Origin of the sequence: Variovorax defluvii, assembly GCF_039541515.1 — a bacterium.
GTDB classification, from domain to species: Bacteria; Pseudomonadota; Gammaproteobacteria; order Burkholderiales; family Burkholderiaceae_C; genus Variovorax; species Variovorax defluvii.
Genome location: NZ_BAABGJ010000011.1, coordinates 110,316 through 129,860, shown reverse-complemented (window position 1 = coordinate 129,860; position 19,545 = coordinate 110,316). Strand labels below are relative to the sequence as shown.

Annotated in this window: 20 protein-coding genes; 9 read left to right on the top strand and 11 right to left on the bottom strand. The window is 69.1% G+C overall.

Annotation, left to right across the window (positions count from 1 at the left end):
• Positions 1-178: 178 nt before the first annotated feature.
• Complete coding sequence (locus ABEA07_RS07585) at positions 179-418, top strand: hypothetical protein (RefSeq protein WP_345536930.1); 240 nt, start codon at positions 179-181, stop codon at positions 416-418.
• Between the two features lie 36 nt (positions 419-454).
• On the opposite strand, the gene ABEA07_RS07580 is transcribed toward ABEA07_RS07585, so the two are convergent.
• From ABEA07_RS07580 to ABEA07_RS07550, 7 genes are all read right to left on the bottom strand, one after another.
• Positions 455-940 carry a MarR family winged helix-turn-helix transcriptional regulator gene (locus tag ABEA07_RS07580; RefSeq protein WP_345536929.1) on the bottom strand — a complete coding sequence of 162 codons (486 nt, stop codon included), beginning with the start codon at positions 938-940 and terminating at the stop codon, positions 455-457.
• Between the two features lie 99 nt (positions 941-1,039).
• A complete protein-coding gene (locus ABEA07_RS07575; RefSeq protein ID WP_345536927.1) occupies positions 1,040-2,764 on the bottom strand; it encodes an acyl-CoA dehydrogenase family protein in 1,725 nt (574 codons plus the stop codon).
• The gene (locus ABEA07_RS07570) at positions 2,761-4,524 is read right to left on the bottom strand and encodes a tannase/feruloyl esterase family alpha/beta hydrolase (protein ID WP_345536925.1); all 1,764 of its coding nucleotides are present in this window, start codon (positions 4,522-4,524) and stop codon (positions 2,761-2,763) included. Before ABEA07_RS07570 ends, ABEA07_RS07575 begins: the two co-directional genes overlap by 4 nt.
• Positions 4,521-5,513 (bottom strand): tripartite tricarboxylate transporter substrate-binding protein, encoded by a 993-nt coding sequence (locus tag ABEA07_RS07565; RefSeq protein ID WP_345536923.1) that lies wholly within the window; start codon positions 5,511-5,513, stop codon positions 4,521-4,523. Before ABEA07_RS07565 ends, ABEA07_RS07570 begins: the two co-directional genes overlap by 4 nt.
• Before the next feature lie 31 nt (positions 5,514-5,544).
• Complete coding sequence (locus tag ABEA07_RS07560; RefSeq protein WP_345536922.1) at positions 5,545-6,309, bottom strand: SDR family NAD(P)-dependent oxidoreductase; 765 nt, start codon at positions 6,307-6,309, stop codon at positions 5,545-5,547.
• A complete protein-coding gene (locus tag ABEA07_RS07555; protein WP_345536920.1) occupies positions 6,306-8,171 on the bottom strand; it encodes a feruloyl-CoA synthase in 1,866 nt (621 codons plus the stop codon). Before ABEA07_RS07555 ends, ABEA07_RS07560 begins: the two co-directional genes overlap by 4 nt.
• Positions 8,168-8,944: a crotonase/enoyl-CoA hydratase family protein gene (locus tag ABEA07_RS07550; RefSeq protein ID WP_345536919.1), complete on the bottom strand. Its 777-nt coding sequence runs from the start codon at positions 8,942-8,944 to the stop codon at positions 8,168-8,170. Before ABEA07_RS07550 ends, ABEA07_RS07555 begins: the two co-directional genes overlap by 4 nt.
• Before the next feature lie 116 nt (positions 8,945-9,060).
• Here ABEA07_RS07550 and ABEA07_RS07545 point away from each other — a divergent pair, with 116 nt between their 5' ends.
• Complete coding sequence (locus ABEA07_RS07545) at positions 9,061-9,927, top strand: amidohydrolase family protein (protein ID WP_345536918.1); 867 nt, start codon at positions 9,061-9,063, stop codon at positions 9,925-9,927.
• Between the two features lie 24 nt (positions 9,928-9,951).
• Here ABEA07_RS07545 and kefC read toward each other — a convergent pair whose 3' ends face one another.
• On the bottom strand, positions 9,952-11,802 hold the full coding sequence (kefC, locus tag ABEA07_RS07540) for a glutathione-regulated potassium-efflux system protein KefC (RefSeq protein ID WP_345536917.1): 1,851 nt from the start codon (positions 11,800-11,802) through the stop codon (positions 9,952-9,954).
• Between the two features lie 4 nt (positions 11,803-11,806).
• Positions 11,807-12,448 (bottom strand): glutathione-regulated potassium-efflux system oxidoreductase KefF, encoded by a 642-nt coding sequence (gene kefF, locus ABEA07_RS07535; RefSeq protein WP_345536915.1) that lies wholly within the window; start codon positions 12,446-12,448, stop codon positions 11,807-11,809.
• A 72-nt stretch (positions 12,449-12,520) separates the two neighbouring features.
• Between kefF and ABEA07_RS07530 the strand changes: the two genes are divergently transcribed.
• Together ABEA07_RS07530 and ABEA07_RS07525 are read left to right on the top strand one after the other, a co-directional pair.
• Positions 12,521-13,141 carry a ParA family protein gene (locus tag ABEA07_RS07530; RefSeq protein WP_345536913.1) on the top strand — a complete coding sequence of 207 codons (621 nt, stop codon included), beginning with the start codon at positions 12,521-12,523 and terminating at the stop codon, positions 13,139-13,141.
• A gap of 79 nt (positions 13,142-13,220) precedes the next feature.
• Positions 13,221-13,679 (top strand): MaoC family dehydratase, encoded by a 459-nt coding sequence (locus tag ABEA07_RS07525; protein ID WP_345536912.1) that lies wholly within the window; start codon positions 13,221-13,223, stop codon positions 13,677-13,679.
• Between the two features lie 9 nt (positions 13,680-13,688).
• Here the strand turns inward: ABEA07_RS07525 and ABEA07_RS07520 are convergent, their stop codons facing one another.
• Positions 13,689-14,150 carry a tRNA (cytidine(34)-2'-O)-methyltransferase gene (locus tag ABEA07_RS07520; protein WP_345536911.1) on the bottom strand — a complete coding sequence of 154 codons (462 nt, stop codon included), beginning with the start codon at positions 14,148-14,150 and terminating at the stop codon, positions 13,689-13,691.
• Positions 14,151-14,163: 13 nt separating this feature from the next.
• A complete protein-coding gene (locus ABEA07_RS07515) occupies positions 14,164-14,901 on the bottom strand; it encodes a phosphoribosyltransferase family protein (RefSeq protein WP_345536910.1) in 738 nt (245 codons plus the stop codon).
• Positions 14,902-14,923: 22 nt separating this feature from the next.
• On the opposite strand from ABEA07_RS07515, the gene ABEA07_RS07510 reads away from it, so the two are divergent.
• The 5 genes from ABEA07_RS07510 (at position 14,924) to ABEA07_RS07490 (ending at position 19,542) form a co-directional block, all read left to right on the top strand.
• Positions 14,924-15,838 (top strand): class I SAM-dependent methyltransferase, encoded by a 915-nt coding sequence (locus tag ABEA07_RS07510; protein WP_345536909.1) that lies wholly within the window; start codon positions 14,924-14,926, stop codon positions 15,836-15,838.
• Between the two features lie 152 nt (positions 15,839-15,990).
• A complete protein-coding gene (locus ABEA07_RS07505) occupies positions 15,991-16,467 on the top strand; it encodes a DUF2244 domain-containing protein (RefSeq protein ID WP_345536907.1) in 477 nt (158 codons plus the stop codon).
• A gap of 69 nt (positions 16,468-16,536) precedes the next feature.
• Positions 16,537-17,715 (top strand): cytochrome c oxidase subunit II, encoded by a 1,179-nt coding sequence (gene coxB / locus ABEA07_RS07500; RefSeq protein ID WP_345536906.1) that lies wholly within the window; start codon positions 16,537-16,539, stop codon positions 17,713-17,715.
• A 46-nt stretch (positions 17,716-17,761) separates the two neighbouring features.
• Complete coding sequence (gene ctaD / locus ABEA07_RS07495) at positions 17,762-19,402, top strand: cytochrome c oxidase subunit I (protein ID WP_345536905.1); 1,641 nt, start codon at positions 17,762-17,764, stop codon at positions 19,400-19,402.
• Positions 19,403-19,431: 29 nt separating this feature from the next.
• Positions 19,432-19,542 carry a cytochrome oxidase small assembly protein gene (locus ABEA07_RS07490; RefSeq protein ID WP_345536904.1) on the top strand — a complete coding sequence of 37 codons (111 nt, stop codon included), beginning with the start codon at positions 19,432-19,434 and terminating at the stop codon, positions 19,540-19,542.
• Positions 19,543-19,545 lie beyond the last annotated feature (3 nt).

Genomic DNA, 19,545 nt, shown 5'->3' with positions numbered 1-19,545 from the left:
TTCCGAGCGGGAGCAAGAGGGAACGGAACCGTGGACCTGGGGTTGCTCTCGGCCGGGCTCACGCTGAGTCGGGACGGATTCGCGGGCTGAGAAGGCTCTCTTTGAAAGGCCCTCGGCGGGCTTGTAATGCAAAGCTCTACGATTGCCGGGCCGCGGCCGGGTGTGCAGAATTTCACGAATGCCCGAGCCGACGACGACACCTGCCAAACTTGAGGATTCCGAGCTGCAATCGCTGGCCGTCGAGTGGCGCATCCGAGCGATGCAGGGTGACAAGCTCGCGCATCGCATGGCCCAGGCGCTGGAGGCGGAGCAGCGCCGGCGGATTCGGGACACGGGCCTGCAGCCGCTGCCGCCCGCGCGTTCTTCCGCGGCTTCGCCCTGGTGGAAGTTCTGGCGCCGCCGCCGGGCGCATTCCTGAGCCCGGCGCGGCTTCGCCTGCCGTCTGCGCTGCCGCCTACCGGTAGACCTTCTGCAGGAGCCGGATCAGCGTCTCCCGCTCGCGCGCGGTGAGGCGTTCGCTGGCTTCGTTCTCCAACTCCACCACCGTCCGCTCGGCTTCGCGCACCAGCGCCTCGCCGGCCGGCGTCAGGTACAGGCCGATCGCGCGGCCGTCGTAGGGGTGAGGGCGGCGTTCGATCAGGCCGCGGCTGTCCATGGTGGAGATCAGGCTGACCAGGTTGGGCGGCAGGATGTCCAGCGTGGCGCAGAGCTGGCGCGAGGTGGCGCCGGGGTTGTGCGCCAGCAGCGAGAGCACGGAAAAATCGACCTGCTTGAGCCCGTAGGCCGTCATCCGCTCCGCGAAGACCGTGCTCACCGCCAGCCAGGCGCGCCGCGCGTTGTAGCCGACCAGCGATTCGAGCATCCGGGTGTCGAGCCGTTCGGAGCGCCCCGTCTGGGTGGCGATCGCGCTGGCTGCTTTCTTGCGGGGGGCGGCGGTCATGCGTGAAGCCTAACTGCCTTTGCAGGCCCGCCGCATCGGGGCATGTCCCCTAGGGCCTGTCAACGCTTTGCGCGGCCCCTTGCGTAGCGTTGGCCGGCCCTAAGTGGCGCCGGGCGCGAGGACCGCGTCGCAGGCGCGCTTGACCATGCCCAGGCGCATCTCGAATTCCGGCAGCACGAAGCGCTGGAAGGCCGCGCCCGGCGCGTGCCAGCGCGCATCGTCGGGCGCCAGCTGCGCGATGCGTGCCCAGGCCCAGGCCAGGAGGGCCAGCGCCACGCAGCGCAGGTAGTCGTCCGCCACTTCGAAGGGCAGGGCGGCGTCGCGCTGCGCCGCCATCGCGAGCGTGGTGCCGAGGTAGCGCAGTTGGGCGAAGCGGCGTTGCACGTCGGCGTCCTGCTCGCGCGCGGCATCGAGTTCGTCGCGCAGTTCGATCAGCACGGCGGCCATGGCGGCACCGCCGTCGGGCAGCAGCTTGCGCGTCACCAGGTCGATGGCCTGGATCTCGTTGGTGCCCTCGTAGATCATGGTCACGCGGGCATCGCGCAGCACCTGTTCGATGCCCCATTCGCGCACGTAGCCGTGGCCGCCGAAGACCTGCAGGCAGGCGCTGGCGCCGTCGAAGGCCTGCTGGGTGCAGGCGGCCTTGAGCACCGGCGTGACCAGCGCGCACCAGCGTTCGGCGTGCTGCCGGCGTGCCGGGTCGGCATCGTGGCGTGCGACGTCGAGTTGCAGGGCGCTGCGGTAGGCCAGCAGGCGCATGCCGTCGATCCAGGCGCGCTGGGTGTCGAGCACGCGGCGCACCGCAGGGTGCTCCTCGATCAGGTCGGCCGCCGCGCTGCCCCGGCTGGGGGGCGGCGCGCCCGGTGCGCGCATCTGCCGGCGCTCGTGCGCATAGGCCGCAGCCTTCTGCCAGGCCGCATCGAGCAGGCCGATGCCCTGCAGCGCCACGTGCAGGCGGGCGGCGTTCATCATCACGAACATGGCCGCGAGGCCCCGGCTCGGCTCGCCCACCAGCCAGCCGGTGGCCTCGTCGAATCGCATGACGCAGGTGGGGCTGCCGTGCAGGCCCATCTTCTCCTCGATGCGTTCGCAGTGGACGGCGTTGCGTCGGCCCTCGGGCATCCGCTTGGGCACCAGCACCAGCGACAGGCCCTTGGGGCCGGGGGGCGCGTCCGGCAGGCGGCACAGGACCAGATGCACGATGTTCGGCGTGAGGTCGTGTTCGCCGCCGGAGATGAAGATCTTGCTGCCGCTCACGCGGTAGCTGCCGTCGGCCTGCGGCACGGCGCGGGTTCGCACCAGGCCCAGGTCGCTGCCGGCATGCGCCTCGGTCAGGCACATGGTGGCCAGCCACTCGCCGCTGGCGATCTTTGGCAGGTAGCGCTGCTTCAGTTCGTCGCTGCCGTGGTGGCGCAGGCATTCGTAGGCGCCGTGGAGCAGGCCGGGTGCCATGGTGAGGCCGTGGTTGGCGGCGCTCAGCCATTCGAAGAGGACGGCCTCGAGCACCGCCGGCAGGCCCTGGCCGCCGTCCTCGGGCGCGGCGGAGAGCGCCAGCCAGCCGCCTTCGACCAGGCCGCGATAGGCCTCGCGAAAGCCCGGCGGCGTGTGCACCTCGCCGCCTTCGAAGCGGCAACCCGCCTCGTCGCCCACGCGGTTGAGCGGCGCGACGGCCTCGGCCACGAACCGGCCGGCTTCTTCGAGCACTTGCGACTGCAGCGCATCGTCGAATTCGGCGAAAGGGGGCAGATCGCGCAGGCGCGGCGTGGCGCCGAGCACGGTGCCGAGCAGGCACCGGATGTCGTCGGGGCGGGGCTGGTAGTTCATCGGCAGCGGAAGCTGGCGGCAATCTCGGGATCGCCGCCGGTGTAGGTGGCGACGCGCGGGTAGGGGCACAGGGGGCGGGTGCGGCGCGGCGACCAGCTGGAGGGCACTTCGGCATTGACCGCGGTCGCGCCGGGCCCGCGCGCAGCGGCGGTCACCGACTGCGGCGCGCGGCCCTGCTCCACCCAGTCGACCAGCGCGTCGAGCATGTCGAACTGGTCGGTGGCCGGCCCGCCGGCGCAATGGTTCATGCCGGGCACCGGGAAGTAGCGCGCGAAGGCCTCGGCATCCCCGCGGTGGCTGGCCTGGAGCCGCTCGTACCAGGCGGCGGTGTCGTCGGACGAGAACACCGGATCGCTGGTGCCGTGGTAGACGATCATCTTCGCGCCTCGGGTGCGCAGCGCGTCAAGCCGGTCGGCGTTCGGCGGCGCCATGAAGTCCATCGCCGACTCGCGGAAGGGGCCGCCGGTGGCCGTGATGCGCGGGGCATCGCGGTCCATGTCGAAGCCCAGCGCGAAGGGCAGGCCGCCGGGACGGTCGGCCAGCGGCGGTGTGCTGAAGATGAAGGCCACGGCGCCGGCATCGCGGGTCGCCGGAAACGCGAACTTCCATTCGCGCCAGTTGCTGCCGGCGATGCCGGTGTCGAAGGGAAAGCTGCTGTAGATCATGCGGCCGGCACTGTCGCGCGCGCCGGCAAACACGTTGGCGAGCGCGCTCTTCTGCGCGGGGGCGAGGCAGGCGCCGTCGCGCGCGCCGGTGCAGGTCGGCACGTCGGAGTCGAGCCGGAAGCGCGCCTGGCAGGCCTGCACGTCGGCAACGATGCCGTCGGCCAGGCCATCGAGGGCGTCGCAGCGCGCCAACAGGCTGCGCGACACCATCTGCAGTTCGATCGGCGTGAAGGCGCTCTGGAGATCGGGTTCGCCGGCCGGCGTTCTGACGCTGGCCGCCTTCGCATACTGCTGGGCGCCGTAGAGTTGCGCTACCGCCGCCTTGGGCAATTGGAAGCCGGGGTTGCCGGCCAGGACGCCGTCGTATTGCGCCGCCGAGCGGGAGGCGGCCACCATCGCATGCCGGCCGCCGTTGGAGCAGCCGCCGATGTAGGAGCGGTCGGGGCCGCGGCCATAGGCCTGCGCGATCAGGTTCTTCGCCATGGGCGTGAGCTGTGCGACGGCGTTGTAGCCGTAGTCGGAGCGGGCCTGCGGATCGAGGCCGAAGCGCGGGCCCATGGACCCGGCATGCCCCGCATCCGAGCTGATCACCGCAAAGCCCTTCTGCAGCGCAGTGCTGGCCGGTCCGCCGCCGCCGATGCCGCCCATCGCCGGCACCACCGCGCCGTCCAGGCCGCCGTTGGCCTGGTAGAAGAAGCGGCCGTTCCAGTCCCTGGGCAGCCGCATCTCGAAGCCGATGGCGTAGCGCTGTCCGTCGACCGGGCTCACGCGTTCGTTCATGCGGCCCTGCACCAGGCAGTGGGCCGGCGCCTGCAGGGTGGCACTGCCGACGGTGACGGGGCCGGCGGGCACCTCCACGGCGCTGGAATAGACCGTCCCGGGCCGCGCTGCCTTCGCCGCGAGATCGGTGCAGGACAGCAGCGTGCCGGGCTTCGCGGCGGCAAGGCGGGGCAGCGCGCCGGGTGCGATCGCGCTGCACGCCGCCAGCGCAACGGCCACGCCGCATGCGGAGGCAACGGTCGCCGGGACACCGCGGAACCGGCTTTGCCGGGCCGGCGCTGCGGCACGAAGTGCGCGAAGCCTGGGGGAGGTCATGATTCCGCGGTGAAGCCGATCTGCTTGACCAGCGGTCCCCAGCGCTCGTATTCGGCCTTCTGGTCCGCCGCCATTTCCTGGGGCGTGCTGCCGTTCGCCACCAGGCCGACCAGGGCCAGGGCGTCGATCACGGACTTGTCCTTCAACGCGGCATTGATCGCCGCGTTCGCTGCGGCGATGGTGGCGGCAGGCGTCTTCGCAGGCGCATAGAAGCCGAACCACTCCTCCGAGGTCACGTCCGGGTAGCCCAGCTCGGTGAAGGTGGGCACATCGGGCAGGTAAGGCGAGCGCTTGCGGCCGGAGGTGGCCAGCACGCGCACGCGGCCGGCCTTCATGTACTGCAGGTAGTCGCCGCTGGGGTTCATCGCGGCGGCGATCTGGCCGCCCACCAGGTCGGTGATGCTGGGAACGGTGCCGCGGTAGGGCACGTGCTTGAGCTCCACGCCGGCGCGCAGGCCCAGCAGCGCGCCGAGCAGGTGCGGCATGGAGCCGGCGCCCGGCGAGCCGTAGCTGGCCTGCGCGGGGTTGGCCTTGGCCCAGGCCAGGAAGTCCTTCAGCGTCTTGACCTCGGCCGGAACCGAGGGCCCCACGGCCAGGCCGTGGAACATGATGGCGCCGATGGAGACCTGCGTGACGTCCTCCGGCTTGTAGGCCAGCTTGGGATAGATGTAGGGGTAGACCGCGAGCGCCGACACCGGCGCTAGGGTGAGCACCGAGCCGTCGGCCGGCGAGTTCTTCAGCGCCTCCACCGCGATGCGGCCGCCGGCGCCGGGCTTGTTCTCCACGAAGCCGGGGTTCTTGCTGTAGGCCGTGCCGCCCAGCTTCTCGGCCACGCGGCGGGCCACGCTGTCGCCGGCGCTGCCGGCCGGGAAGCCGTACAGGATCTTGACCTGGTCCAGCGCCTGGGCCAGTGCGGCCAGCGGGTGCAGGGCGCCCAGCGCGGCGGCCGCTGCGGCGGCCTGGACGAAATGACGTCGGGTGGTGTTCATGCTTTGTCTCCGGTGCGTGCGGTGGTCGGGTTCAGCGCGGCGCCATGCGCAGGGCGCCGTCAAGGCGGATCACCTCGCCGTTGAGATGGCCGTTGGTCACCACGTGGCAGGCCAGTGCGGCGAATTCCGCCGGATCGCCCAGGCGCGGCGGGAAGGGAATGGAGGCGGCCAGCGACTGCTGCACGGCCTCGGGCAGTTCCTTCAGCAGGGGCGTGGCGAACAGGCCGGGGGCGATGGTGCAGACGCGGATGCCGTGCTGCGCGAGGTCGCGCGCCATCGGCAGCGTCATGCCCACCAGCCCGCCCTTGGAGGCGCTGTAGGCCTGCTGCCCGACCTGGCCGTCGAAGGCCGCGACCGAGGCGGTGAAGAGCATCACGCCGCGTTCGCCGCCTTCCAGCGGGTCGAGCTTCGCGCATTGGGCGGCGTAAAGGCGGCTGATGTTGTAGGCGCCGACGAGGTTGACATTGACCACGCGCATGAAGTCTTCCAGCGGCGCAGGGGTGCCGTCCTTGCCGACGATGCGCCTGGCGCTGCCGATGCCGGCGACGTTCATCAGGATGCGCGCCGGGCCGTGGGCGGCGGTGGCCTTGTCCAGCGCAGCGTTGACGCTGTCGGTGTCGGTGATGTTGCAGGTGCAGGCGATGCCGCCGATGTCCGCGGCCACCTTCTCGGCCAGCGCGGCGTTCAAGTCCAGCACCGCCACCTTGGCACCCAGGCGCGCCAGCTCGCGCGCCGTCGCTTCGCCCAGGCCTGATGCGCCGCCGGTGACCAGGGCGGCTTGTCCTTCGATCTTCATGGCGTGTCTCCTTGGGGCTTCAATGTGAAAGGCAGGGCGTCGGCATGCAGTGCCTCCACCGTCTCGGCACGGTGCTTGAGCACGGCGCGCTGGTTGATCGACCCTTTGTCGGTGACTTCGCCCCGGTCGATGGAGGGCGCTTCGTGTTCGATGTGCAGGCGGGCGATGCGGTTGGCGCTGCCGGTGGCGGCGCGGGCCAGCTGGTTCACCACGTGCTGGAAATGCGCCTGCACCGGCGCGCTTTCGACCACCGCGCGCATCGGCGCGTCGGCGCCGAGGCCGGCAAGCTCGCGCAGCTTCTGCGTGGGGAAGATCAGGGCGCCGACCTCCTTCAGGTTGAGGCCGGTGAGCACCGCATCCTGCACGTAGGGCGCGCCGGCGGCGATGATCTTCGCGCGCAGGGGGCCGACGCTCACGAAGGTGCCGGTGGCGAGCTTGAAGTCTTCCGCGATGCGCCCGTCGAAGCGCAGGCCGCGGTGGATGTCGCTTTCGTCGATCCACGTGACCGCGTCGCCGGTGCAGAAGAAGCCCTCCTCGTCGAATGCCTCGGCCGTGGCCTCCGGCGCGCGCCAGTAGCCCGGCGTGATGTTGGGGCCGCGGTAGCGCACCTCGGTCTTGCCGTCGATGTCGACGAGCTTGAGCTCGATGCCGGGGGCCGGCAGCCCCAGGTCACCGGACTTCACCTCGGGTCCGGTGACGTAGAGCGCGAAGGGGCCGGACTCGGTCATGCCCAGGCCGGTGCCCATCACGATGCGTTCGCCGACCTCGGCTTCCTGGGTGCGGTGCAGGCTGTCCCAGACGGGTTGTGCGAGCGCGGCACCGGCGTAGAAGAACATCTTCACCCGCGACAGCAGGTTGCGGCGCAGAACCGCGTCGCTTTCCATCGCGTGGGCGATGGCTTCGAAGCCGGTGGGTACGTTGAAGTAGATGGTGGGCGCGATCTCGCGCAGGTTGCGCAGGGTCTCGCCCATGCCGGCCGGGGTGGGCTTGCCGTCGTCGATGTAGAGCGTGCCGCCGTTGTCCAGCACGATGCCGACGTTGTGGTTGCCGCCGAAGGTATGGTTCCAGGGCAGCCAGTCGACCAGCACCGGGGGCTCTTCGCCGAGCGCCGGGATCGACTGGCGCAGCTGCTGCTGGTTGGCGCACCACATGCGGTGCGTGTTGATCACCGCCTTGGGCATCTTGGTCGAGCCCGAGGTGAACAGGAACTTGGTGATGGTGTCGGGCCCGATGGCGGCCAGGGCTGCGTCGACGGCGGAGGTGGCCGCGGTCGCCGCCATCTCGGCGAAGGCGGTGGCCGGGCGGCCTTCGATCGCGCCTTCGGCCAGCACCAGCTCGACGTCGGTCGGCACCGCCGCGCGGATGGCGCGGCCGAAGCGTGCGGCATCGGCGGCGAACACCAGGCCGGGCGTCAGGGTGGACAGCACGTGGCGCAGCTTGTCGAAGTCCTGGCTGACCAGCGAATAGGGCGGTGAGACCGGACAGTAGGGCACGCCGGCGTAGAGGCAGCCCAGTGCGAGCAGGGCATGCTCGATGCCGTTCTCGCTCAGGATGGCGACCGGGCGCTCGGGGCTCAGCCCGCGGCCCAGGAGCGCCTGGGCGATGCTGCGCGCCTGGCGGTGCGCCTCGGCGTAGCTCACGCGGATCCAGTCGCCGGTGCGGCCGTCGGGCAAGCTCTGGCGGCGCGCGATGAAGGTGCGTTCCGGGGCGGTTTCGGCCCAGTGGCGCAAGCGGTCCGACATGCACCCGGGGTAGGCGGCGAGTTCTGCCTCGGCGCGCAGGTAGCGAACGCCGGGCGCGCCCTCGCGCAACACCGCGCGCGTGACGCCGAAGGCCAGCGGCCGGTAACGAACCGCGCTCATTCCTTGCTCACCTTGTTGGCCCGCCCTTCGAGGAAGGCGCGCACGCGCTCCTTGGCCTCGGGCGCGCTCTGGACGATGCCGGCAATCAAGGCCTCGGTGAAGAAGCCGTGATCGGCCGGCTGCTCGCTGATGCGGGGCAGGGCGTGCATCAGCGCGTAGTTGGTGAGCGGGGCGTTGCCGGCGACCTTCTTCGCCAGCTCGAAAGCCTTGTCGAAAGATTGGCCCTCGTCCACCAGGTACTGGGCGAATCCGGCGCGCTCGCCCGCCTGGGCGTCGTAGACGCGGCCGGTCATCATCATGTCCATCATGCGGGCGGTGCCGATGAGCTTGGGAATGCGCACCGAGCCGCCGCCGCCGACGAAGATGCCGCGCGAACCCTCGGGCAGGGCGTAGAAGGTGGTGCTGTCGGCCACGCGGATGTGGCAGGCGCTCGCCAGTTCCAGGCCGCCGCCCACCACCGCGCCGTGCAGCGCGGCAACCACGGGTACCGGGCCGCTCTGGATCGCGTCCAGCGCGGCATGCCACAGGCGCGAATGCTGCAGACCCTGGCCGGCGTCGCGCTCCTGCAGCTCCGACAGGTCCAGCCCGGCGCAGAAGTGCGGACCGTCGCCGTCGAGCACCGCGGCACGCACGTTGGAGGACAGGGTCTGGAAGGTGTCGCGCAGGGCGAGGATGAGGGAATCGGACAGCGCGTTGCGCTTGGCGGCGCGGGTCAGGCGGACGATGGCGATCTCGTCGCGCAGCTCAAGTTGAAGGTCGGTCGTGGTAGTCATGGTTGCGCTCCGGGGCATGAATCGATTATGGTTATGCGAAATAACTAATTCAAGCCGAGTCGACAGTCTCGGCCCCAGGATTTACCCTTAGTCCGAACATCGCTGGAGACAAGTGCATGGACCACCGCAACCTGATCGCGATCGACACCCACACCCACGCCGAGGTGAGCTGCTGGAACCCCTTCGACAACTACGGCGAGGAATACGACCGCGCGGCCGACAAGTATTTCCGCTCCAGCCGGCGCCCGACCATCCAGGAGAGCATCGACTACTACCGCGAGCGCAAGATCGGCCTGGTGATGTTCATGGTCGACGCGGAGTCGAACCTGGGCCGCCGCCGCATCCCCAACGAGGAGATCGCCGAGGCGGCGCGCAACAACAGCGACATCATGATCGCCTTCGCCAGCATCGATCCGCACAAGGGGAAGATGGGCGCGCGCGAGGCGCGGCGGCTGATCGAGGAGCACGGCGTCAAGGGCTTCAAGTTCCATCCGACGGTGCAGGGCTTCCATCCTTATGACCGCATGGCCTGGCCGATCTACGAGGTCGTGGCCGAATACGGCCTGCCGGCGGTCTTTCACACCGGCCACAGCGGCATCGGATCGGGCATGCGCTGTGGCGGCGGCCTGCGGCTGGAATACAGCAACCCGATGCACCTGGACGACGTGGCGATCGACTTCCCGGACATGCAGATCATCATGGCGCACCCCAGCTTCCCCTGGCAGGACGAGGCGCTGAGCGTGGCCACGCACAAGCCGAACGTGTGGATCGATCTCTCGGGCTGGAGCCCGAAGTACTTCCCGAAGCAGCTGGTGCAGTACGCCAACACGCTGCTGAAGGACCGCATCCTCTTCGGCAGCGACTACCCGCTCATTACCCCCGACCGCTGGATGAAGGACTTCGAGGAAGCCGGTTTCAAGCCCGAGGTGATGCCGGGCATCCTCAAGGACAACGCGGTGCGGCTGCTGAAGCTGGAGGGATAGCCCGGGCTTCGAAGCGGGCGGCTTTCAGGGCGCCGGATCTTCGGACTCGCCCACCGGATTCCAATCGCGCCCGGCCCGCAGCCTGCGCTCCTCCCGCTCGCGCGCGATCTGCTCCTGGAACTGCTGCCGGCCCTCCTTGGATACGGCAATCAGCTTGGCCCGGTCCTTGTAGTGCGGGTAGAGCTCGCGCATGAGCTCGATGTTGCGGCGGCGGAAGCGCATCGCCGCCTCGCGTGCCTCGTGGGCCGGCCAGCCCAGGCCCTCCAGCACGGAGCGGGCGCTGCGCAGCGAAGATTCGAAAAGCTCGCGCTCGACGATCTCCACCCCGCGGTCCAGCAGCTGGTAGAGATGCCCCACGTTGCGCGCCCGCGCGACGATGTGCGCGTTCGGAAAATGCTCACGCGCGATGTCGACGATGGCGAGCGACTGCCCGACGTCGTCCACCGCCACCACCAGCACCTTGGCCGTGGCGGCCCCGGCGATGCGCAGCAGGTCCAGCCGCGTGGCGTCGCCGTAGAACACGCGGAAGCCGAAGTCGCGCAGGTTCTCGATGGTCTCGGGATCGTGGTCGAGAACGGTCAGATTCAGGCCCTGCGCAACGAGCATGCGCCCGAGGATCTGCCCGTAGCGGCCGAAGCCGCAGATCAGCACCTTGGCGTCCTGCTGCTCGGAAATTTCCTCCATCGCCACCGGCGCGCCGCCGCTGTAGCGCGGCAGCACCCACTTGTCCAGCGCCACCAGCACCAGGGGCGACAGCAGCATCGACAGCGCCACCGCCCCGATCAGGAAGGAGGCCACGCCCGGCGGCAGCACCTGCGGGCCGGCGGCCTGGAACACGACGAAGGCGAACTCGCCGCCCTGGGCCAGCAGCAGAGTGAACACCGGGCGCTGCTGGTAGGGCAGCTCCATCAACCTGGCCAGCGAATAGATCACCGCCGCCTTGAGCAGCAGGAAGCCGGGGACCACCAGGGCCATCAGCCAGGGGTTGGCCATCAGCACGCCGAAGTCGATGCTCATGCCCACCGCGATGAAGAACAGGCCCAGCAGCAGACCCTTGAAGGGCTCGATGTCGGTTTCCAGTTCGCGCCGGTACTCGCTCTCGGCCAGCAGCACGCCGGCGAGGAAGGCGCCCAGCGCCATCGACAGGCCGACGAACTGCATCAGCGCGGCGATCGCCACCACCAGCAGCAGCGAGGCGGCGGTGAAGATCTCGGGCGTATTGCTGCGTGCGATCCAGCGCAGGGTCGGGCGCAGCACCAGGCGGCCGCCGAGCACGATGCCGCCCACCACGGCGACGATCTTCAGCCCTTCCAGCGTCCGGCCGAGGCCGTCCTGCGCCGGCCCGGCATCCGGACCGGTGGCCAGCAGCGGCAGCAGGGCCAGGATGGGAATCGCCGCCACGTCCTGGAACAGCAGGATCGAGAAGCCGGCCTGGCCGCTCGGCGTGGGCAGCAGGTTGCGCTCGCCCAGCACCTGCAGCGCGATCGCGGTGGAGGACAGCGCCAGGCCCAGCGCCGCCACGAGCGCCACGCGCCAGTCGGCGCCGCCGGCCCAGCCGGCCGCGAAGAGCACCACGGCACAGGCCACGACCTGGGCCGTGCCCCAGCCGAAGATCGGGCGCCGCAGGCTCCACAGCCGCTTGGGCTCCAGCTCCAGGCCGACCAGGAACAGCATCAGCACCACGCCGAACTCGGCGAAGTGCAGGATGTCCTCCACGTTGCTGACAAAGCCCAGGCCCCAGGGGCCGATGACGATGCCGGCCGCCAGGTAGCCGATGATGGCGCCCAGGCCCAGGGCCTTGGACAGCGGCACCACCAGCACGGCGGCGCCCAGGTAGATCAGCGTGTTGACGAGCCAGCCCGGTGCGTCGTGCATATGCTCAAGCCTCCTCGTGTTCCTGCGGCCGGTCGCTGGCCGGCACCTCGCAGGCGACGCAATCGGCCAGGTGCTCCAGCTCCGGCCAGACGGGGTAGCCGGCCAGTCGCTCCCGGAACACCGCCACGTGCGCCGCCAGGGCCTGCGGGCTGGCGCTGCGGGCGCCGTGGAAGATCAGCGGCGGCAGGAAGCGCATGCCGCACAGCGCGGCGGTCTGTTCGTAGGGCGGCAGGAAGGCGTCGAAGAAATAGCGGTTGTAGTGCTGCGGGTGGTAGCTCTCTTCGGAGCCGCCGGTGGTGGCGACCAGCCAGCAGTCCTTGCCGCGCAGCGCCCTGCCGCCCCTTCCGTAGGCCCAGCCGTAGCTCAGGACGTCGTCCAGCCAGAGCTTCTGCAGCGGCGGCATGGTGTACCACTGGATCGGGTGAAGCAGCACCAGCAGATCGGCGCGCGCCAGGCGCGCCTGCTCGGCCTGCACATCGATGGCGAAGTCGGGATAGGTGCCGTAAAGGTCGTTGACGTCGACCCCCGGCACGCCGCGCGCGGCCTGCAGCAGCTGCCGGTTGACGCGCGAATCGCGCCAGTGGGGATGGGCGGCCAGCACATAGATGCTGCCCGTCGGGCCGCCCGGGTCTGTTGTTGTGGTCATGGTGCGCGAACATAGCGCAACTGGCGCGGCGGCTACCATGCGGGCTGTCTCTTCAGCCTGGAAGGAACTGTCATGCCGGTGGTCCTGGTCGCCAACCCCAAGGGCGGGGTCGGCAAATCCACGCTTGCAACCAACATCGCAGGCTACTTCGCGAGCCGCGGCCACGCGGTGATGCTGGGCGACATCGATCGCCAGCGGTCCGCGCGGCTGTGGCTCGGGCTGCGCACACCGGCGGCACGCGAGATCAGGACCTGGGAGGCCTCGGACGACGGCACCGTGGTGCGCCCGCCGCGCGGCACCACGCATGCGGTCATCGACACCCCCGCCGGCCTGCATGGCTCCCGCTTCAAGGAGGTGGTGGCGCTGGCCGACAAGGTGCTGGTGCCGCTGCAGCCGAGCATCTTCGACATCTACGCCACGCGCGAATTCATCGACAAGCTGCTGTCGCACCGCCGCTCGGACAAGACGCGGATCGGGGTGGTGGGCATGCGCGTCGACGGCCGCACGCTGGCGGCCGAGCGCCTGCGCGAGTTCGTCGGCGGCCTGGGCGTGCCGGTGCTGGGCGAGCTGCGGGACACGCAGAACTACGTGCAGCTCGCCGCGCGCGGGTTGACGCTGTTCGACATCGCGCCGGGCCGGGTCCAGCGCGACCTGGAGCAGTGGGAGCCCATCCGCCAATGGCTGGACGCGTGATGTGATCGAGGTTTTCCCTGGGTGGCCTGTCGCGGCAGCTACAGCCGTGCCGTTGCCGGCCCGCTACATTTTGAAGAGCATGAAAAAGACATTCCAGACCCTTCAGGATCTCGCCGCCTGCGTCGGCCAGGAAGTCGCGGTGAGCGACTGGCTCACCGTCACGCAGGCGCAGGTGAACCAGTTCGCCGAAGCGACGGGCGACCACCAGTGGATCCACGTGGACGTGGAGCGTGCCAAGGCCGGGCCCTTCGGTGCGCCCATCGCCCATGGCTTCCTGACGCTGTCGCTGCTGCCGCGCTTCTACGACACCGCGCTGGAGGTGGTGGAGTCGCGCATGGGCGTGAACTATGGGCTGAACAGGGTGCGCTTCATGACGCCGGTGCCCGTCGGCAGCCGCCTGCGCGCCCGCATGAAGCTGCTCAAGTGCGATCCGATCGACGGAGACGGTTTCCAGATGGTCTGGGAGAACACGATCGAGCTGGAGGGCGCGACCAAGCCGGCCTGCGTGGCCGAGTCGGTGGTGCGCAGATACCGCTAGCACGCTAGCTCAGGCGAAGCCGTTCTGGCGCCAGGCTTCGAACACGGTCACCGCCACCGCGTTCGACAGGTTCAGGCTGCGCTGTCCCTCGCGCATGGGCAGGCGCAGGCGCTGAACGGGGGGGAAGCCGTCGCGCAGGGCAGGATCGAGGCCGCGCGTTTCAGATCCGAACACCAGCCAGTCACCGGGCCGGAAGGCCACGTCGTGGACCGCGCGCGTTCCCTTCGTGGTGAGTGCGAACAGGCGGTCCGGCGCCGGCTGTTCGGCCGCCAGCAGCGCCGCCCAGTCCCGGTGGCGCCGGACCTCGGCGTACTCGTGGTAGTCGAGACCGGCACGGCGCAGCAGGCGGTCGTCCATCGAAAAGCCCAGTGGCTCCACCAGGTGCAAGGTGCAGCCGGTGTTGGCGGCCAGGCGGATCACGTTGCCGGTGTTGGGCGGGATTTCGGGTTCGACCAGGACGATATGGAACATGCGGTGATTCTCGTCAGGCCGCGGACGGCAACTCGGTGCGGGCGAACACCATCCCCGTGATGTGGGCGGCTCCGGCGGCGCGCAGCACTTGCGCCGCCGAGAACAGCGAGGCCCCGCTGGTCATCACGTCATCCACCAGCACGATGCGCCGGCCCCGCACCGCCTCGGCGCGCAGCGGCTCCAGTGCGAAGGCCGACTGCAGGTTGCGCAGCCGTTCCGCGCGCGCGAGACCGCTCTGCGCCGGCGTCTCGCGGATGCGCAGCAGAAGCCTCGGATCGGTCTTGCGCGGTGCCAGCCGGCGCGCCAGTTCGTGGGCCTGATTGAAGCCGCGCTCGCGCAGCCGGCGCGGCGCCAGCGGCATCGGCAACACCAGGTCGGCCTGCTCCAGCGAGGGCTCGACCCAGGGCGCGCTGCGCAGCAGCGTCGCCAGCGGTGCGGCCCAGCCCGCGCGCCCCTGGAACTTGAATTGAGCGATGCAATCGGGCCAGGGCCACGCGTAGGCGCAGGCCGCCAGGCAGGCGTCCAGCGGCGGCGGGTCGAGGACGCATTCGCCGCACTGGGCCACGCCCGCCGGCAATGGCAGGGCGCAGGTGCGGCAGCGCGGGGCAGGGGGCGCGAAGCGCGTGACGCAGGCGTCGCACACCGGTCGCGCGGGCCATGCGCGGCAGACGGCGCACTGGCTCGGCACGCGTTCGAGCAGGGACGAGAAGGGTGGAAGGCGGGAAAGGCGCCCGCGCCAGGCGGTGGACATGGCTCAATATACTGATCGCCCCATGGCCACCGATCCCCCCCTGCGACCGCCGACCATCGATCCCGCGGCCGCCGCCCGCTGGGGCCGCCTGGTGTCCGGGTCCGGCTCGCCCTGGCTCCACGAGGAGATCGGCCGCCGCATGGAAGACCGGCTGCAGTGGATCAAGGCCGCGCCTCGGCACTGGGCCGACTGGTCGCCTTTGCGCGGTGGCCTGGAGGCGCATGCGCTGGTGGCGAAGCGTTACCGAGAGGCCGCCGCCTTCGTGATCGAGCCGGAGCCGGGTCCGGCCGCCGCCACCCGTGAGGCGCTGGCCGTGCCCTGGTGGAGCGCCCGGCGCTGGCAGGGCGCCCGGCCCAGCTTCGACGCGCCGCCCGAGGATGGGGTCGATCTGCTGTGGGCCAACATGGCATTGCACATGGCGGCCGACCCGGAGGCCCTGATCGCCCGGTGGCATCGGTTGGTGGCGACCGGCGGCTTCCTGATGTTCTCCTGCTTCGGGCCGGACACGGTGCGGGAGCTGCGTGTGCTGCACGAGCGCCTGGGCTGGCCGCCGGCGAGCCATCAGTTCACCGACATGCACGACTGGGGAGACATGCTGGTGCATGCCGGGTTTGCAGAACCGGTGATGGACATGGAACGCATCGTGCTGACCTGGCCGACCGCCGAGGCGGCGCTTGCCGAGCTGCGCACCTTGGGCCGCAACCTGCACCGGGCACGCTTTCCGGCTTTGCGCGGGCGCAACTGGCACCGGACGCTGCGCCGCGCGCTGCCCGACGTGGCCCTGTCCGCAGAAGGCGCCGGGCGGATCGCCCTGACCTTCGAGATCATCTACGGCCATGCCTTCAAACCCGCGCCACGCGTCGCCCTGGCGGCCGAGAGCGCGGTGTCGCTGCGCGAGATGCGCTCCATGCTCCAGCGGGGCAGGCCGGGCTCTTGAGAACCCCGGGATGACGGCCGTCCAGATACAGCCGGATCAGCCGCTACAATCCGCCGTTGCGTGAACTCCGGGGATTGTCCCGTGATCGAGGCCTGTCGGACATGGTTTGAAGGCGATCGACGCACAACGATTTGCTGAAACCGCCCTCGCCCGTGTCGAATTCCGTGTTTCGCTTTGCCACCGTCTCAGGCCAGAACATCCACTGGTTCCTGAAGCGCAACTGCTCGATCACACCGAGTCAGCTGGGCTGGCTCTACGCATCGCTCTGTGTCATCTCGCTGGGCATCGGCACCGCCTTCTGGCTGCACGGCGCGCCGCTGGTGCTGCCCTTCGCCTGGCTGGAGCTGGGCGCCGTCGGATTCGCCTTCCTGATCTACGCCCGGCACGCTGCCGACGGCGAGCGAATCGCGCTGCAGGGTGGCCGCCTCGTGGTCGAGCTGGAGAACGGCGGGCACTACGAGCGCACTGAATTCTTGCCGCACCAGGTGCGGGTCGAGCCGCAGATCAGCGACCGCTCGCTGATCGAAGTCTCGGGACAGGGTCGTTCGGTCAGGGTGGGGCGCTACGTGCGCCCGGAGTTGCGCGCGGCGCTGGCGCGCGAGATCCGCATGGCATTGCGCGGCGCCTGAGGGCGGCTCGCGTGTCGCGGCACCGTGGGGACCGGTGGAGTTAACTGGAAAAATCGAGAAGTGAACACGATGAAGAGCAATTGGCGCAACAAGTTCTTGCCGGCGAATCTGCTGCTGGCAGCCGGCGCGGCGTGGAGCGGCGCGGCGCATGCAGTCAACGACCTGGCAGGCGGCCCGGCGGTGCGCCAGCTCAATCTTCCGGTGGGTGTCACCAAGATCGCGGAGGAGCAGTACTTCCTGAACAACGCGATGATGATCCTGTGCACGGTCATCTTCATCGCCGTGTTCGCGGTCATGTTCTATTCGATCTGGAAGCACCGCAAGTCGGTGGGCCACAAGGCAGCCAACTTCCATGAATCGGTGGTGGTCGAGGTGATCTGGACCATCGTGCCTTTCATCATCGTGATCCTCATGGCGCTGCCTGCCACCAAGGTGCTGGTCGCGCAGAAGGACACCACCAACGCCGACCTCACGATCAAGACCACCGGCTACCAGTGGAAGTGGGGCTACGACTACATCAAGGGCGAGGGCGAGGGCCTGGCTTTCATCTCCACGCTCGACAGCACGCACCGCGCCCTCTCCGACGCCGGCGCCAAGGGCGAGGTGCCCGACGACTACCTGCTGAAAGTCGACAACCCGATGGTCGTGCCGGTCGACACCAAGGTCCGCATCATCACCACTGCCAACGACGTGATCCACGCCTTCGCCGTGCCGCAGCTGGGCATCAAGCAGGATGCCATCCCGGGCTTCGTGCGCGACACCTGGTTCCGCGCCGAGAAGGTGGGCGACTATTACGGCCAGTGCCAGGAACTGTGCGGCAAGGAGCACGCCTACATGCCGATCATGGTGAAGGTGGTCTCCAAGGCCGACTACACGGCATGGGTCGATACCAAGCGCAAGGAAGCCGCGGCCAAGCAGGACGATCCGAACAAGGTCTGGACTCTGCCGGACATCATGGCGCGCGGCGAGAAGGTGTACGCGGCCAACTGCGCCGCCTGCCACCAGGCCAACGGCAAGGGCGCCGGTCCGATCAAGCCGCTGGACGGCTCGGCGGTGGTGCTCGACGCCGACCACAACAAGCAGATTCACGTGATCCTCAATGGCCAGAACAACGGTGCCATGCCGGCCTGGAAGCAGCTGAGCGACACGGATATCGCCGCCGTGGCGACCTACACCAAGAACAGTTGGTCGAACAAGACGGGCCAGTTGGTGCAGCCGGCCGAGGTGCTGGCGCAGCGCGGCAAGTAAGCCGGCCGCCCCGCCTCACGACGAAGAGTTTGCAAGGAATACCAGTATGAGCGCAGTCATCGATCCCCACGGCCATGCCCACGGCCCCGGCGGCCATGCCCACGACGATCACCACCACCATGCGCCGACCGGCTGGCGCCGCTGGGTGTTCGCCACCAACCACAAGGACATCGGCACGCTGTACCTGCTGTTTTCCTTCACCATGCTGATGGTCGGGGGCGTGCTCGCGCTGCTGATCCGCGCCGAGCTGTTCCAGCCGGGCCTGCAGGTCGTGAACCCCGAGCTGTTCAACCAGTTCACCACCATGCACGGGCTGATCATGGTGTTCGGCGCGATCATGCCGGCCTTCGTGGGCTTCGCGAACTGGATGATCCCGCTGCAGATCGGGGCCTCCGACATGGCCTTCGCGCGCATGAACAACTTCAGCTTCTGGCTGCTGATCCCCGCGGCCCTCATGCTGGTGGGTTCGTTCTTCATGCCCGGCGGCGCGCCCGCGGCCGGCTGGACGCTCTATGCGCCGCTCACGCTGCAGATGGGCCCCTCGATGGACGCCGGCATTTTCGCGATGCACATCATGGGTGCCTCGTCGATCATGGGATCCATCAACATCATCGTGACCATCCTCAACATGCGTGCCCCCGGCATGACGCTCATGAAGATGCCGATGTTCTGCTGGACCTGGCTGATCACCGCCTATCTGCTGATCGCCGTGATGCCCGTGCTGGCCGGCGCCATCACCATGACGCTGACCGACCGCCACTTCGGCACCAGTTTCTTCAGCCCCGCCGGCGGCGGCGACCCGGTGATGTACCAACACATCTTCTGGTTCTTCGGCCACCCCGAGGTGTACATCATGATCTTGCCGGCCTTCGGCATCATCAGCCAGATCGTGCCGGCCTTCGCGCGCAAGCGCCTGTTCGGCTACGCCTCGATGGTCTATGCGACCTCGTCGATCGCGATCCTGTCCTTCATCGTGTGGGCGCACCACATGTTCACCACGGGCATGCCGGTGACAGGCCAGCTCTTCTTCATGTACGCCACCATGCTGATCGCGGTGCCGACGGCGGTGAAGATCTTCAATTGGATCGCCACCATGTGGCAGGGTTCGATGACCTTCGAGACCCCGATGCTGTTCGCAGTGGGCTTCATCTTCGTGTTCACCATGGGCGGCTTCACCGGCCTGATCCTGGCCGTGGCGCCGATCGACATCCAGCTGCAGGACACCTATTACGTCGTGGCCCACTTCCACTACGTGCTGGTGGCCGGCTCGCTCTACGCGATGTTCGCGGGCTACTACTACTGGGCGCCCAAGTGGACCGGCGTGATGTATGACGAGACGCGCGGCAAGATCCACTTCTGGTGGTCGCTGATCTCCTTCAACGTGACCTTCTTCCCGATGCACTTCCTGGGCCTGGCGGGCATGCCGCGCCGCTATGCCGACTACCCGATGCAGTTCGCCGACTTCAACGCGGTGGCTTCGGTCGGTGCCTTTGCTTTCGGCCTCGCACAGGTCTACTTCTTCTTCTTCATCGTCCTGCCCAACATGATGGGCAAGGGCGAGAAGGCCGCGCAGAAGCCTTGGGAGGCCGCCGAGGGCCTGGAGTGGGAAGTTCCGTCGCCGGCACCTTTCCATACCTTCGAGACCCCGCCCAAGCTCGATGCGACCGCCACCAAGGTGATCGGCTGAGCGCCGGACGGATGGAGGCACAGAGTGCAATGACGCCCGAGCAGAAGAGGAACAACCGCCGCATGGGGCTGACGCTGGCCTCCATCGCCGTGCTTTTCTTCATCGGCTTTGTCGTCCGCATGGTCTGGCTCGGGCACTGACGC

Coding starts and splice junctions, on each gene's coding strand:
- ABEA07_RS07585 (WP_345536930.1), top strand. CDS start 179: ATGCCCGAGCCGACGACGACACCTGCCAAACTTGAGGATTCCGAGCTG.
- ABEA07_RS07580 (WP_345536929.1), bottom strand. CDS start 940: ATGACCGCCGCCCCCCGCAAGAAAGCAGCCAGCGCGATCGCCACCCAG.
- ABEA07_RS07575 (WP_345536927.1), bottom strand. CDS start 2,764: ATGAACTACCAGCCCCGCCCCGACGACATCCGGTGCCTGCTCGGCACC.
- ABEA07_RS07570 (WP_345536925.1), bottom strand. CDS start 4,524: ATGACCTCCCCCAGGCTTCGCGCACTTCGTGCCGCAGCGCCGGCCCGG.
- ABEA07_RS07565 (WP_345536923.1), bottom strand. CDS start 5,513: ATGAACACCACCCGACGTCATTTCGTCCAGGCCGCCGCAGCGGCCGCC.
- ABEA07_RS07560 (WP_345536922.1), bottom strand. CDS start 6,309: ATGAAGATCGAAGGACAAGCCGCCCTGGTCACCGGCGGCGCATCAGGC.
- ABEA07_RS07555 (WP_345536920.1), bottom strand. CDS start 8,171: ATGAGCGCGGTTCGTTACCGGCCGCTGGCCTTCGGCGTCACGCGCGCG.
- ABEA07_RS07550 (WP_345536919.1), bottom strand. CDS start 8,944: ATGACTACCACGACCGACCTTCAACTTGAGCTGCGCGACGAGATCGCC.
- ABEA07_RS07545 (WP_345536918.1), top strand. CDS start 9,061: ATGGACCACCGCAACCTGATCGCGATCGACACCCACACCCACGCCGAG.
- kefC (WP_345536917.1), bottom strand. CDS start 11,802: ATGCACGACGCACCGGGCTGGCTCGTCAACACGCTGATCTACCTGGGC.
- kefF (WP_345536915.1), bottom strand. CDS start 12,448: ATGACCACAACAACAGACCCGGGCGGCCCGACGGGCAGCATCTATGTG.
- ABEA07_RS07530 (WP_345536913.1), top strand. CDS start 12,521: ATGCCGGTGGTCCTGGTCGCCAACCCCAAGGGCGGGGTCGGCAAATCC.
- ABEA07_RS07525 (WP_345536912.1), top strand. CDS start 13,221: ATGAAAAAGACATTCCAGACCCTTCAGGATCTCGCCGCCTGCGTCGGC.
- ABEA07_RS07520 (WP_345536911.1), bottom strand. CDS start 14,150: ATGTTCCATATCGTCCTGGTCGAACCCGAAATCCCGCCCAACACCGGC.
- ABEA07_RS07515 (WP_345536910.1), bottom strand. CDS start 14,901: ATGTCCACCGCCTGGCGCGGGCGCCTTTCCCGCCTTCCACCCTTCTCG.
- ABEA07_RS07510 (WP_345536909.1), top strand. CDS start 14,924: ATGGCCACCGATCCCCCCCTGCGACCGCCGACCATCGATCCCGCGGCC.
- coxB (WP_345536906.1), top strand. CDS start 16,537: ATGAAGAGCAATTGGCGCAACAAGTTCTTGCCGGCGAATCTGCTGCTG.
- ctaD (WP_345536905.1), top strand. CDS start 17,762: ATGAGCGCAGTCATCGATCCCCACGGCCATGCCCACGGCCCCGGCGGC.
- ABEA07_RS07490 (WP_345536904.1), top strand. CDS start 19,432: ATGACGCCCGAGCAGAAGAGGAACAACCGCCGCATGGGGCTGACGCTG.